Raw genomic sequence first — 13,788 nt, 5'->3', positions numbered from 1 at the left:
TTCCCTCTTATTCGGTCAGTTGCCGTGGGAGTTTGAACACCATCTTCTCTTCCGCGGCGGTAATGGTCTGCTCCTCTATCGGTCGCAATTTGCCCAGGGCATCGACCACTTCGCGAACGAGGACTTCGGGTGCCGATGCGCCTGCCGTAAGGCCCAGGGTCTTCACACCGTCCAGCCATGACGGTTCGATCTCATCGGCGCGCTGGATCAGCTTGGCGGGTGTCCCCAGCCGCTCCGACACTTCGACGAGGCGCAGCGAGTTCGAAGAATTGGGCGCGCCGATCACAAGCACGAGATCGCAATCCGGCGCGAGGTCCTTGACTGCCGCCTGCCGGTTGGAGGTGGCGTAGCAGATGTCCTCCGCTTTCGGGCCGCTGATATTGGGAAAGCGCCATTCGAGCGCGGCAATCACTTCTGCGGTGTCGTCCACCGAGAGCGTCGTTTGGGTAAGATAGGCCAGCTCGTCGTCGCTATCGAAAGGAAGCTTTTCGACATCCTCGATCGTTTCCACCAGCGTCATCTGACCGGGTTCTACCTGGCCCATGGTGCCAATGACCTCAGGGTGCCCTTCGTGGCCGACGAAGATGATGTGGCGGTTCTTCTCGATCTGGCGTTCGGCCTGACGATGCACTTTCGAAACCAACGGGCAGGTCGCGTCGAGATAGATCATGTTGCGCCGCTCCGCCTCTGCGGGCACCGATTTTGGCACGCCATGCGCGCTGAAAACGACCGGTGCATCGGCTGGAACCTCGTCCAGTTCCTCGACAAAAATGGCGCCTTTGGCTTTCAGCCCTTCGACGACATATTTGTTGTGGACGATTTCGTGCCGGACATAGACCGGAGCTCCATAGCGCTCGAGCGACTTTTCGACGATTTCGATCGCCCTATCCACCCCGGCGCAAAAGCCGCGCGGCGCAGCGATGAGCAGGTTGAGCGGTTCGTCGGCGGAGGTATCCTTACCGCCGGCGGTGTCGGAAGTGGGAAAGGGCGCGTTCATGTCCCACCCTCTAGCGCTTTGCTGCGCGCACCGCTAGGGCGAGAGCGATTGCCGCGCCGATTGTGCAGCGGCTCACAGGATCGATAATTCAAGGACGTGTTTTTCATGGCATTTCGCACCCGTGTTTTTGGCGCTGCTGCGCTGGCTGCTGCATTGGCAGGATGCGCCGGTGAAGGCGACCTGGTGATCGACCAGGGCGTGGGTATTACCGCGGTGCTATCGTCTTGCCCGGCTGTCGGGATTCCCGATTACACCGGCGACGTGACCGTGTTCCGCACTGCGGGCAGCCCGACCGTCGACAATCTCGACATGACTGCTTCGATGACGAACTTGCGTTCGAGCTGTGATGAGTCCGGCGAGCGCGTCTATAGCGAGGCCACGTTCGACGTGAACGCCCGCCGCGCCGATGTGAGTGGTGCCCGCACGGTTACGCTACCTTATTTCGTTACCGTGCTTCGCGGCGGCAGCGCCGTGGTGACGAAGCGGGTTGGGCAGGTCACGTTGAACTTCGCCGACGGTCAGGAACGCGCGAGCGCTTCGGCCAAGGCCGGCTCCTTCGTGGATCGCGCTGCGGCGACCCTCCCGGCGGATATCCGCGAGAAGATTACGCGTCGCCGCCGCCCCGGAGATGTCGATGCCGCGCTCGATCCCCTGTCAGCGCCTGAAGTCAGGACGGCGATTCAGCGAACCAGCTTCGACATGCTGATCGGTTTCCAGCTGACCGAGGATCAACTGGCTTACAACGCTACGCGCTAAGCTCTTTCGCATGCCACGCGGCATGTGAAATCCTCAACCAGACAAACCGGATAAGCTGGTGTCGAACCGCTGCGCGGTCTTTCGTGCCCGACGCGCCGATCGATTTTCGGCCTTTGTCCCCTTTTCACTTTCCGCTAACTGCGCCGATGAAATGACCGAGAACAAAACTCTTTACGCTGCCTATGCAGCCAAAATCGAAGCTGTGCTTGCCGCATTGGCGGCCGAAGGCGCGCTTCCCGCCGATACGAGCTTTGCCAATGTTGCGGTGGAGCCGCCCCGAGATCCTTCGCATGGCGATCTGGCGACCAATGCCGCGATGGTGCTCGCGAAACCGGCGAAGACAAATCCGCGCGCGCTTGCCGAGCAGATCGTTGCAAAACTGGAAGCCGAGCCAAGCGTGACCAGCGCACAGATTGCCGGTCCGGGTTTCATCAATCTGCGGCTGGAGCATTCGGAATGGCTGGCGGAACTTACCACCATTCAAAGCTCGGGCGATGATTACGGGCGCTCCTCGATGGGCGAGGGACGGGTTGTCAATGTCGAGTACGTCTCGGCGAACCCCACCGGTCCTATGCATATGGGTCATTGCCGCGGCGCGGTGGTGGGGGATGCCCTCGCCAGCCTCCTCGAATTTGCAGGTCACAAGGTGACGCGCGAGTATTACATTAACGATGCGGGCGGACAGGTCGATGTGCTCGCCCGCTCGGCGCACCTTCGTTACCGCGAAGCGCTGGGCGAGGATATCGGCGAGATTCCCGAAGGCCTTTATCCCGGAGACTACCTCAAACCGATCGGCGAATACCTCGCGAAGGAGCTGGGGGACAAGCAGCTGGGGGAGCCGGAAGAGGAATGGCTGCCGTATTTCCGCGCAGAGGCGGTCGAAAAGATGATGGACCTCATCAAGTCCGATCTCGCCATGCTTGGGATCCATCACGATGTGTTTTCGTCCGAGGCGGCGCTGCATCTCGCCGGAAAGCCGGACGAAGCCGAAGCGTGGCTGCGCGCGCACGATCTCGTCTATGACGGTGTGCTTGAAGCGCCCAAGGGCAAGGCTCCGCCAGACGATTGGGAGCCGGTCGAGCTTCCCCTGTTCCGTTCGACCCGGTTCGGCGACGATCAGGATCGCCCGATCAAGAAATCGAACGGCACGTGGACCTATTTCGGTGCGGATCTCGCCTATCACATGCAGAAGGCGGAGAACGCCGACGAATTGATCGACATCTGGGGCGCGGATCATGCGGGAACGGTCAAGCGGATCAAGGCTGCCGTTGCGGCGCTTTCCGAAGGGCAGGGCACTCCGATCCCGTTCGACGTAAAGCTGGTCCAGATGGTTCAGCTGATGCGCGGCGGCGAGCCGGTGAAAATGTCCAAACGCTCGGGCAATTTCATCACTATCGCCGACATGATCGAGGAAGTCGGGCGCGACGTCGTGCGCTTCACCATGCTGAGCAGAAAACCCGAAGCGCAAATGGAATTCGACTTTGCCAAGGTGGTTGAGGCGTCGAAGGACAATCCGGTTTTCTACGTCCAATACGCGCACGCACGTGTCCGCTCGACTTTGCGAAAAGCGAAAGATGCAGGTTTCGAACCCTCGGCGGAATCGCTCGACCTTTTGGGGGACGAGGAGCTGGCTCTGATCCGCACCGCCGCGCAATTCCCGCGTATAATCGAATCCGCAGCGAAAGCGCGCGAGGCGCACCGGATTGCTTTCTATCTCTATGATCTCGCTGCCGAACTGCACGCGTTCTGGAATTTAGGTAACGACGATCCGCAGAAGCGGTTCATCGTGGAACACGACAAAGCTTTGACGCAGGCGAGGCTTTTCCTCGCGCAGGCAATCGGGCAGGTGATCCGCAATGGACTGGATGTGCTGGGTGTGGAAGCCGTTGAATCTCTCTGACGGTTAGCTAACCTCATCCCGCAATCAGGGTTGATGGAAAGGTCATGATCGATGTCGGTCGAAGCTGAGTTCGATAACAGGGACAACACCGAGGGCGAGCTTGACCTGTCGGAAGCCGACAGCCTGCCCTGGCTTGAGGCCGACGAGGAAGACGAAGCCGCAGGCGGCGTCGACAAGGGACAGATCATCGGGTTCACCCTCGTCCTGGTCGCTCTGGCGATCGGCATCGTCGGCACGATCTATTTGCTCACGAACGCCGCCAGCGACGACGAGCTCATTGCGGATGGCAGCATCATTGAGGCGCCCGAAGGCCCGATCAAGGAGCGTCCGGAGGATCCTGGCGGCAAGGAATTTGCCGGAACCGGCAATGTCGCGCCTGCCGTGGGAGAAGGGCAGGTGCGCGAGGGGCAGGTGCGCAACACGGAGGTGGCGGATGCCGCTACCGACGATGCTTCCTCCGGCACCGAGAGTGTCGCTGTTGCAGATACTCCGACCGAAAGCGCGGGACAGAGCGAGCTACAAGGCGTCGGCGTACAGTTGGCAGCCTACAACACCCGGTCGCGGGCGCGGACCGGATGGCAGACCTTGACCCGGCAGACCGACGTGCTCGATGGGCTAAAATATCGTGTGGTCGAAGCCGTGGTGGACGGCAGCACGGTCTATCGTCTTCAGGCGGTGATGCCCGATCGCGCTTCGGCGGTGGAGCTGTGCCGCAAGGTCAAAGAGGACGGGCTGGACTGCGCCGTAAAGTCGTAAGCCAACCCGCCAATCGTCGCTCAAAGAGCACATCGGCACTTAGTTTCCCCATTTTAGAAGGTTAGCGTGCTTGCCTGACCGTGTGCCTCCTGCAAGTCTTCGCGCATGATTCCGGCGATATTCGGATGTTCCGGGCCCAAGCTGACGGCCGATGAGCGCGCGTTCTTCCGCGAGGCGGATCCTGCGGGCTACATCCTGTTCGGGCGCAATTGTGAGACAGCAGAGCAGCTTCGCGCTCTCACCGACGAATTGCGCGCGATTCATGGCCGTGAGCACCTGCTGGTTTCGATCGACCAGGAAGGCGGACGCGTGGCCAGGCTTCGCCCACCTCACTGGTCCGCCTATCCGGCGGGAGAGGCTTTCGACCTTCTGTACAAGGTCGCCCCTGCAAGCGCGATCGAAGCCGCTAGGGCGAATGCCCAGGCCATGGCACTCGAATTGTCGGCGATGGGGATCACGGTCGATTTCCACTCACCGTTCGACGTCCGCCGGCCCGAAACAGACAAAGCCATCGGTGACCGCTCGCTTGGCAGCGATCCGATGCAGGTTGCCGCGCTTGGCCGCGCGGTGCTTGGCGGGATGGCGATGGGCGGGGTGGCGGGTTGCCTCAAGCATATGCCCGGTCATGGCCGGGCCACGGTGGACAGCCACCACGAAATGCCCAGAGTGACCGCAGGCGCCGAGGAATTGGAGACCGATATCGCTCCGTTCAGGACGCTCAACAAAGCGCCTATCGGGATGACCGCGCACCTGCTCTTCACCGCTTGGGACGCGGAGAACCCGGCGACTTTATCGGAGACCATCATCCGCGACATCATTCGCGGCGAAATTGGATTCGATGGGTTGCTGCTTACCGACGACATAGACATGCAGGCGCTCGAAGGCACGATCCCGGAGCGTTCCGCCCGTGCGCATGCTGCAGGGTGCGATGTTGTGCTCAATTGCTGGGCGAAGATGGACGACATGGTCGGTATTTGCGAGGCGCTCCCCTCGATGTCCGATAAGACCGCCGCACGGCTGGAGCGCGCGCTCGCCGAAACCCGGGTTTCTGATGGTCTCAGCGATGAGCAAACCGAATTGCTCGCCAAGCGTGATGCGCTACTCGCGCTGACGGGAGAGGCGGCATGACCGATAAGAGCGAAGACGGCTTCATGTTCGATGGCGACACGTCGGGCTCGGAAGAGCCGACTGCGCTCATGCCGGAGGGCTGGGCCGACGATGACGCGGCCCGGCAAAGCGCCAAGTCGGGCGACGCGGCGCTCTATCTCGAGCTTGACGGGTGGGAAGGGCCGCTCGATCTGCTGCTCGACCTCGCGCGGCGGCAGAAGGTGGATCTGCGCCAGATTTCGATCCTCGCTCTCGTCGATCAGTATCTGACCTATATCGAGCGAGCCGAAGAGCTCAGGCTGGAACTGGCTGCCGATTATCTCGTCATGGCGGCGTGGCTTGCATATCTAAAGTCTTCGCTGCTGCTGCCCAAGGAGGAGCAGGAAGACCCGAGCCCCGAAGCGCTCGCGCTCCGCCTGCAATTGCGGCTTCAGCGACTGGGCGCCATGCGAGAGGCTGCCGCGCGCCTGATGGGGCGCGACCGGATTGGGCGCGACACTTTCCTGCGCGGCTCACCCGAAGGCTTGCGGATCGATCGCAAGACCCTGTGGAAGAGCGATGCCTATTCGCTCATCCAGGCTTACGGGCAGGTCAAGGCTCGCACCGCTCCGCGCATTTATCACGTTGCGGACCGCCCGGTTATGACACTCGACAGCGCTCTGGACCGGGTTTCGGCGATGCTCGGCGTAACGCTCGAATGGATGGAAATCCGGGATTTTCTCCCGCGCCATGCCGAACCGGAGCTGCGCAAATCGGCGCTCGCTTCCAGCTTTGTGGCGGCGCTGGAACTGGCGCGTCTGGGGCGCGCGGAGATCGAACAGGAAGCCGCGTTTTCACCGCTGCGCATCCGCCGCCTTAAAGAGAAGGTCTCGGCGTGAGCGACGAAATATCTGAAGACAATGTACCCAGCGGCGATGTGACACCGGAACGCTCCGCTGAGGAGATCGAGCGGGCTTTGGAAGCTACACTTTTTGCTGCCGAGGAACCAATGAGCGTGGAGGCGCTGTCGTCACATCTCGGCGGACTCGGGAACGCGGCGATCCGGTCGGGGTTGCAGACGCTTGAGGAGCATTATTCAGAGCGCGGGGTTCATCTGGTGGAGCGCGGGAAGCGCTGGCATTTCGAGACCGCGCCCGATCTGGCGCACCTGCTCAGGCGCGAGCGTGAACAGGTCCGGCGGCTGAGCCGCGCCGCGACGGAGGTGCTCGCGATTATCGCCTATCACGAACCGGTTAGCCGCGCGGAAATCGAATCGATCCGGGGCGTCCAGACTGCCAAGGGTACGCTCGATGTTCTGATGGAAGCGGGCTGGATCAAGCTGGCGGGGCGGCGTGAGGTTCCGGGGCGGCCCGTTATCTATGCTACGACGCCTGAATTCCTCGATCATTTCGGCCTGTCCTCCCGCCGCGATCTGCCAGGCATGGACGAACTGCGCGCGGCCGGCTTGCTCGATCCGGTCGATGACGCTCTGGAAGAGGCAATGGAAAGCGCCGGTTCCGGCTCCACCGATGAAGAAGAAGCATCCGGTGACCCCGATGAGGAAAGCTCTGAAGACGCAGGGATCACTAGTTGACCCGCGCATTTGCGCGCTCGACGCAACGCCGACTAGCGCGAGCGCCTGATCACGCCTATATTGGCGTTACACACTATTAGAGAGAGTTCGCATGGGCGGTATCGGCATCTGGCAAATTGTAATCGTGGCGCTTGTCGTCCTGATCCTGTTCGGACGCGGTCGCATTTCCGAAATGATGGGTGATTTCGGCAAGGGCATTTCCAGCTTCAAGAAGGGCATGACCGAGGAAGACGAGGCAAAACCCGCTTCCAAGGCGCAGATCGAGGCTCCGGCGAAGGACGTGCCCGCCCAGGACACCAAAACGAGCGAGCGGAGCGATTCCGCGAGCTGACCTCACCGGCAGCGCATCATTTGCGCGCTTGAAAGCTTCCAATGTTCGATATCGGCGCGGCTGAACTTCTTGTCATCGTCATCGTGGCGATCCTCGTGATCGGCCCAAAGGAAATGCCGCGCGCGATGCGCACCGCCGGACGTTGGATCGGCCAGGTTCGCAAGGTTTCGGCTCATTTCCGCACCGGCATCGATGCCATGGTGCGCGAGGCCGAACTCGAGGACATGGAGAAGAAGTGGAAGGCGCAGAATGAGGAGATCATGAAGCGCACCTCTAAGGCGGCTGAGGATGACGCAGGTGAAACTGTCATGACCGGGCCTCCGCCTGTCGCTCAAGATACGAGTATCGATCCGGATGCAGACGATCCCGCGCCGGTTGCGCCTCCGAAGAAGATGAAGCCGAAGTCGGACCATGCGGCCCCTGAATTGCCGCTATCCCCACAAGACCCGCTGCCTCCGAAAGGTGGTACCGCCAGCGGCAAGAAATCCGCAGGGTAGGCGGCGGCGATGGCTTTCAAGATCCAAGACATAGACGAAACGCGCGCGCCGCTGCTCGATCACCTGGTCGAACTGCGATCACGCCTGATGCGGTCGGTTTTCGCGCTGATGATCGGCTTTGCGATCTGTTTCTATTTTGCCGATCCGATCCTCGCATTTCTGGTTCAGCCGCTCAAAGACGCCTTTCCCAATGGCGAGGGGCAGCTGATCTTCACCCGGCTTCCGGAACTCTTCTTCGTGGACCTGAAGGTGGGGCTGTTCGCTGGCTTCATGGTCAGTTTCCCCATAATCGCCAACCAGCTGTGGGCCTTCGTCGCGCCGGGCCTTTATGCGCGGGAAAAAAGAGCGTTCCTGCCCTTCCTGATAGCCACACCGATCCTCTTCACTGGCGGCGCATCGCTCGCTTATTTCGTGGTCATGCCGACCGCGTTTCGGTGGTTTCTCGGCTTTGGCGGAGACGCCGGGGGACTGGCGGTCGAGGCGCTTCCAGCGGCGGGCGATTACCTCGATCTCGTCATGCAGTTCATCCTGGCATTCGGGCTTACATTTCTGCTGCCTGTGCTGCTGATGCTGCTTCACCGAGCAGGGATTGTCACGCGTGCGCAGATGGCAGGCGCGCGACGCTATGTGATCGTCGGCGTTGTCGCGCTCGCTGCGATCGTGACCCCGCCGGATCCCGGCTCGCAGGTCATCCTTGCGCTCCCGCTGCTCGTTCTGTTCGAAGGGTCACTCTTGCTGATGCGCCTGCAAGAGCGCGCCGCCGCGAAAAACGCCGATACGCCCGATGAGGGGGCGGCAGACGACAAACCGCAGGCCGAAACCTGATATCGATCAATTGGCGCGTTTGCCGCCAACCCACACTTCATAGATAGTTGTCTCGCGAATATCGGCGGGCGAAGCCAGCATCGGATCACGGTCGACCAGGATGAAGTCCGCCCGCTCTCCGGGGACCAGTCTGCCGAACCTGCCATCCGCAAATCCGGCATAGGCGGCGTCGGAAGTGAAGGCTTTCAGCGCAGCTTCGCGGCTGACGGTTTCACTCGGCAACCACCCGCCAAACGGCTCACCGTTTTCATCGGTGCGACTGATCGCGACAGCGATCCCGGCGAACGCATCCGCCGGTTCGACCGGCGCGTCGGAGCCAAAGGCTAGCTTGCCGCCGACCTTGAGCACGCTGCGCCAGGCATAGGCGCCATCCAGGCGATCGGGACCAAGGCGCGCCTCCGCCATCGTCCGGTCAGAGGTTTGGTGCAGCGGCTGCATCGAGGCGATGACGCCGTGCGCGCCAAATTGTTCGAGATCGGCAGGGTCTACGATCTGCGCGTGCTCAATGCGCCAGCGCCGATCGCCCTCGTATGTCTCGGACAATTCCTCAATCGCGTTCAGAACCTCGGCGTTGGCAGCATCGCCGATGGCGTGGATCGCAGTCTGGAAATTGTCGAGCGCGGCGCGGCTCATCAGGTTGCGCAATTGTGCAGGCGTCAGCAGAGGGAGCCCGGTCGTCTGCGGTTCGTCTTCGTAAGGTTCCTTCAGCACCGCCCCGCGCGAACCGAGCGCTCCGTCGACGTACAGCTTGATACCGCCCATGCGCAGCTTGTCTTCGTAGAGCCAAGGCGTCGGGCCGGCGCCCGCGATCAGGTTCATCGTATCTGCATCGGTCGCATAGGACATAATGCGGATATTCAACCTGCCGGTGTCGCCCGCGCGGCGGAATGTCTGCCAATCCTCTATGCTGGTGCCCATGTCGGCGACGGCGGTGATGCCGTTCTCGAGCAGGATCCTCTGCGCTTCGAACAGCGCAGCATCGCGGTCTTCGGGGCGAGGGGCGGGGACCACGGCGTTCACCAGCGCTTCTGCCGCATCGACGAACACGCCCGCCGGTTCGCGGCTGCCGGCCTTGCGAATGATGCGGCCTCCGGCCGGGTCCGCGTTCGCGCTCGTCACGCCAGCGGTTTCCATCGCAAGCGTGTTGGCCCAGCTCGCATGGCCATCCACGCGCTGCAGCCAGACGGGGCGATCCGAGACAACCGCGTCGAGCTCTTCAGCCGTGGGAAACCGGCCAAGGCCCCATTTTTCTTGGTTCCAGCCACGTCCCAGGATCCAGGGGCGCCCGGGGTTCTCTTCTGCGAAGGCTGCAATTTTTGCCAGCGCATCTTCCAGAGACGATGTGTCCGAGAGATCGAGGAGCAGGGCGCCGAAGCCGATACCCATCACATGCACATGCGCGTCGATCATCCCGGGCAGCATGACGCGGCCCTTGCCGTCCACGCCGAATTCGACATCGTCCGGTCTGTCCTCGCCGCGCTCCAGAACCTGCGTGATGAGGCCGTGGTCGTCGAACACCAGGCCGGTGAAGCGCACCACTTCGCCATCCTCGTTCACGGTCACGCCGTCGACATTGTCGATCAGCGTGTCAGCGGATGCCGGCACCGCCAGAATTGCTGCAGTCGCGACTAGCGCCCGCTTGAATAATTGCATCGCGTCTATCCCTGAGTGTCAGCCTGAATGCCGGTTTTCGTCGGTGAACCTTTTGCCAGGCGCGTGATGAGGGCGCTGGTATCCTGCCTGCCGCCTCCTGCCGCCTGCACATCGGCGTAAAATTGATCGACCAGGGCGGTGACGGGCGAGGACAGGCCGAGCCGCTTCGCTTCGTCGAGCGCGTAGCCCAGATCTTTGCGCATCCAGTCGATCGCAAAACCGAAATCGAACTCATCTGCCGTCATCGTCCGCCAGCGATTGTCCATTTGCCAGCTTTGCGCCGCGCCGCCGGAAATCGCTTCGTAGGTCTTGTCCAGATCAAGGCCTGCCGCTTTGGCCAGCCGGATCGCCTCGGATAGGCCGCCAAGAACGCCAGCGATGCACATCTGATTGGCCATCTTGGCGGTTTGTCCTGCGCCGCTCGGCCCCACATGCACGATAGACTTGGCGTAGCAATCCATGACGTTCCGCGCGCGCTCCATCGCACGGTCACGGCCCCCACACATGATTGCAAGCTGACCATTTACTGCGCCCGCCTCGCCGCCGCTCACCGGGGCATCGAGCGCGTCGATCCCGCGCGCCTCTGCCTCTTTCGCAAGATGGCGAGCCATTTTGGCGGAAACAGTGGTATGATCCGCGAGCAGCGATCCGCTGCGCATGGCGGTGAGCACGCCGTCATCGTCCAGCGTAACCGCGTGCAGATCATCGTCATTGCCCACGCAGACGAAGACGATATCGGCCTCAAGCGCAGCCTCCGCAGGCGTTTTCGCGAAAGCGATATCGAGGCCTTCTTCCGCCCATGTCTTTTGCCAATGCGCGGCGCGCTTTTCGGACCGGTTGAAAGCGGTGACGCGGTGACCCGCGCGCGCCAGGTGCCCGGTCATAGGGCCGCCCATCACGCCAAGCCCGATGAATGCGATTGATAGGGGTGCGGTCATGACCCGCAGCCCTAATCCGTTTCGTCGGATAAGCCAATCGGAGCGCAGGGGTTTTTGGCCTGGATCAAGCGCTATCGGCGAGGGGTAAAGCAATTCTTCGCCGCACTTCGGGCAATTCGAATTGCCCTGCGCCCTTGGAAAGCCTAACCCCGCTCGCATCATGACTGCCAATACCGCATCCGCCGCGCCGCTCGCCGCGAGCACAGCCAGCCCAGACGAGCTGACGATCGATACCATCCGTGCCGCCGCTGAGCGGATCGAAGGCGCAGTCGTGAAGACGCCGATGATGCATTCGATCACCTTGTCCGAAATTACCGGAGCGGAGATCTGGCTGAAGTTCGAGAACCTCCAGTTTACAGCGGCCTACAAAGAGCGCGGGGCGCTCAACGCGCTTCTTCACCTTACAGACGAGCAGAAAAAACGCGGTGTTATTGCGGCGTCTGCTGGCAATCACAGCCAGGGCTTATCCTATCATGGCACGCGGCTCGGCGTGCCGGTCCACATCGTCATGCCGCGCACCACCCCGACGGTGAAGGTGATGCAGACCGAAAGTGTCGGCGGCCAGGTCGTGCTGGAAGGAGAGACTTTCGACGAGGCGCATGCCCACGCGCGCAAGCTTGAAAAGGAAATGGGCCTCACATTTGTGCATCCTTTCGACGATCCCCTGATTGCGGCGGGGCAGGGCACCGTGGCTCTCGAAATGCTGGAAGTTCAGCCGAAGCTCGATTGCCTGGTCACACCGATTGGCGGGGGCGGGTTGATCTCGGGCATGGCGACGGTGGCCCGCGCGACTGATCCCGATATCGAAGTGGTCGGAGTTCAGGCGGCGTTGTTCCCGAGCATGTTCGACAAGATAAAGGGCGAGAGTCACGATTGCGGCGGGGACACGCTGGCTGAAGGGATCGCGGTCAAGAAACCGGGTGAATTCACCAGCAAAGTGATCGCCGAGCGCGTCGACGATATCCTTCTGGTCGATGAGCCATCGCTGGAAAAGGCGGTGTCGCTGTTGCTTCAGATAGAGAAAACCGTCGTCGAGGGAGCGGGCGCGGCGGGACTTGCGGCGGTGCTGAGCAATCCCGAACGCTTTGCTGGCAAGACCATCGGACTGGTTCTGTGCGGCGGCAATATCGACACGCGCCTGCTGGCGAACGTGCTGCTGCGCGATCTCGCCAGGCAGGGAAGGCTCGCGCGTTTGCGGATCACATTGCAGGATCGCCCGGGCGCGCTGTTCAAGGTGATGCGGCTGTTCGACGAGCACAATGTCAATATCATCGAAATATACCATCAGCGCATCTTCACTTCGCTGCCCGCCAAGGGCTTGATTACCGATATTGAATGCGAGGCCCGCGATGCTGAGCAGGTGGAGCGGCTCGTAGCAGCTCTGCGCGCCAAGAATTACGCCGTCCAGTTGGTCGAGCTGAACTAGATATCCCGTCAGCCGCGCGCGTCTTTCGAGGCGCCCATTGCTTGGCCGAATTGTGCAAACTAAGCCTTTATTCACCCTGTTTCATGGTTAAAGGTGTTTTACCGAGGAACCTGAATAGGCATAACATAGTCTTAACGAGCACAGATTCGATTCCCCAGCTAAGAGGGCGCAGCCAATCCCGTGACGGCACCGATCCGCTTTCCCCGTTTCTTCGTGACCAGTCCGGCGCCGTGTCCGTACTTGCCCGATCGGCAGGAGCGGAAGGTTTTCACCGAACTGAAAGGGGCACACTCGGACCAGCTTAACGAAGCGCTTGGCCGGATCGGATTTCGTCGCAGTCAGACCGTTGCGTACCGCCCGAGCTGTTTGGACTGTCAGGCCTGCGTTTCGGTGCGCGTTGTCGCCTGCGAGTTCAAGCCTTCGAGCACACAGAGACGCGAGATCAAGCGGAATTCTGACCTTGTCGTAACCGAATGCCGCCCTTGGGCGACCGACGAGCAATTCGAATTGCTGTCCAAATATCTGAGTGTGCGCCATCCGGATGGCGGCATGTCCGCCATGGATGAGCTCGATTATGCGGACATGATCGAACACACACCCGTGACGAGCACGGTGATCGAATACCGTGAGCCGACGAAAGATGGCGAGCCGGGCAAATTGGTGGGTGCGTGTCTAACCGACCGTCAGGGCGACGGACTGTCGATGATCTATTCGTTCTACGATCCGGATCACGAAGGCCGCGCAGGCCTCGGCAATTACATCATTCTCGACCATATCCAGCGCGCGGCGCATGACCGGCTGCCATATGTTTATCTCGGCTACTGGGTCGAGGGCTCGCCGCGAATGCAGTACAAAGTTCGCTATCGCCCGCTTGAACGACTGACGCGGGATGGCTGGCAGCGGATGGATAGCGAGGAGCAGAGCAGGCTAATCGCCAAGGCGACTGCACCTCGCGGTGAAAAGGCTGGAACCTTAGGCGGCGCAAGGGGTAAAGACGGGCAACCGGTCAAATTTCCCGCGAGCTAATAT

General features: G+C 61.4%; 14 protein-coding genes. 11 read left to right on the top strand and 3 right to left on the bottom strand.

From position 1 onward, the window contains the following. Nucleotides 1-7 precede the first annotated feature (7 nt). Entirely contained in the window at nucleotides 8-997 is a 990-nt protein-coding gene (gene ispH / locus IB285_RS09780; RefSeq protein ID WP_190787996.1) for a 4-hydroxy-3-methylbut-2-enyl diphosphate reductase, read from the bottom strand. A 105-nt stretch (nucleotides 998-1,102) separates the two neighbouring features. Between ispH and IB285_RS09775 the strand changes: the two genes are divergently transcribed. The 9 genes from IB285_RS09775 (at nucleotide 1,103) to tatC (ending at nucleotide 8,742) form a co-directional block, all read left to right on the top strand. Then, nucleotides 1,103-1,753: a hypothetical protein gene (locus tag IB285_RS09775; RefSeq protein ID WP_190787995.1), complete on the top strand. Its 651-nt coding sequence runs from the start codon at nucleotides 1,103-1,105 to the stop codon at nucleotides 1,751-1,753. Between the two features lie 151 nt (nucleotides 1,754-1,904). Next, nucleotides 1,905-3,653, top strand: coding sequence for an arginine--tRNA ligase (gene argS, locus IB285_RS09770; protein ID WP_190787994.1), 1,749 nt, complete (start codon nucleotides 1,905-1,907; stop codon nucleotides 3,651-3,653). Nucleotides 3,654-3,704: 51 nt separating this feature from the next. Then, entirely contained in the window at nucleotides 3,705-4,409 is a 705-nt protein-coding gene (locus IB285_RS09765; protein WP_190787993.1) for an SPOR domain-containing protein, read from the top strand. 105 nt (nucleotides 4,410-4,514) lie between these two features. Beyond that, on the top strand, nucleotides 4,515-5,537 hold the full coding sequence (gene nagZ, locus IB285_RS09760; protein WP_190787992.1) for a beta-N-acetylhexosaminidase: 1,023 nt from the start codon (nucleotides 4,515-4,517) through the stop codon (nucleotides 5,535-5,537). Further along, nucleotides 5,534-6,394: a segregation and condensation protein A gene (locus tag IB285_RS09755; protein ID WP_190787991.1), complete on the top strand. Its 861-nt coding sequence runs from the start codon at nucleotides 5,534-5,536 to the stop codon at nucleotides 6,392-6,394. Before nagZ ends, IB285_RS09755 begins: the two co-directional genes overlap by 4 nt. Nucleotides 6,395-6,504: 110 nt before the next feature. Then, nucleotides 6,505-7,089 (top strand): SMC-Scp complex subunit ScpB, encoded by a 585-nt coding sequence (scpB, locus tag IB285_RS09750; RefSeq protein ID WP_190789067.1) that lies wholly within the window; start codon nucleotides 6,505-6,507, stop codon nucleotides 7,087-7,089. A 91-nt stretch (nucleotides 7,090-7,180) separates the two neighbouring features. Further along, nucleotides 7,181-7,420 (top strand): twin-arginine translocase TatA/TatE family subunit, encoded by a 240-nt coding sequence (locus IB285_RS09745; protein ID WP_190787990.1) that lies wholly within the window; start codon nucleotides 7,181-7,183, stop codon nucleotides 7,418-7,420. 41 nt (nucleotides 7,421-7,461) lie between these two features. Then, the gene (gene tatB / locus IB285_RS09740) at nucleotides 7,462-7,917 is read left to right on the top strand and encodes a Sec-independent protein translocase protein TatB (RefSeq protein ID WP_190787989.1); all 456 of its coding nucleotides are present in this window, start codon (nucleotides 7,462-7,464) and stop codon (nucleotides 7,915-7,917) included. Nucleotides 7,918-7,926: 9 nt separating this feature from the next. Next, nucleotides 7,927-8,742 (top strand): twin-arginine translocase subunit TatC, encoded by an 816-nt coding sequence (tatC, locus tag IB285_RS09735; protein ID WP_190787988.1) that lies wholly within the window; start codon nucleotides 7,927-7,929, stop codon nucleotides 8,740-8,742. A gap of 6 nt (nucleotides 8,743-8,748) precedes the next feature. Here tatC and IB285_RS09730 read toward each other — a convergent pair whose 3' ends face one another. Further along, the gene (locus IB285_RS09730; protein WP_190787987.1) at nucleotides 8,749-10,395 is read right to left on the bottom strand and encodes an amidohydrolase; all 1,647 of its coding nucleotides are present in this window, start codon (nucleotides 10,393-10,395) and stop codon (nucleotides 8,749-8,751) included. Between the two features lie 5 nt (nucleotides 10,396-10,400). Next, on the bottom strand, nucleotides 10,401-11,333 hold the full coding sequence (locus IB285_RS09725; protein ID WP_190787986.1) for an NAD(P)-dependent oxidoreductase: 933 nt from the start codon (nucleotides 11,331-11,333) through the stop codon (nucleotides 10,401-10,403). Between the two features lie 160 nt (nucleotides 11,334-11,493). Between IB285_RS09725 and IB285_RS09720 the strand changes: the two genes are divergently transcribed. Both IB285_RS09720 and IB285_RS09715 read left to right on the top strand, forming a co-directional pair. Further along, nucleotides 11,494-12,759: a threonine ammonia-lyase gene (locus IB285_RS09720; protein ID WP_190787985.1), complete on the top strand. Its 1,266-nt coding sequence runs from the start codon at nucleotides 11,494-11,496 to the stop codon at nucleotides 12,757-12,759. A 180-nt stretch (nucleotides 12,760-12,939) separates the two neighbouring features. Beyond that, nucleotides 12,940-13,785, top strand: a complete 846-nt coding sequence (locus IB285_RS09715) for an arginyltransferase (protein WP_190787984.1) — start codon at nucleotides 12,940-12,942, stop codon at nucleotides 13,783-13,785. The last annotated feature ends 3 nt before the right edge of the window (nucleotides 13,786-13,788 follow it).

Source organism: Erythrobacter rubeus (genome assembly GCF_014705715.1).
Taxonomy (GTDB): Bacteria; Pseudomonadota; Alphaproteobacteria; order Sphingomonadales; family Sphingomonadaceae; genus Erythrobacter; species Erythrobacter rubeus.
The sequence above is the reverse complement of the archived record's forward strand: the minus strand, read 5'-3'. Positions and strand labels throughout refer to the sequence as shown.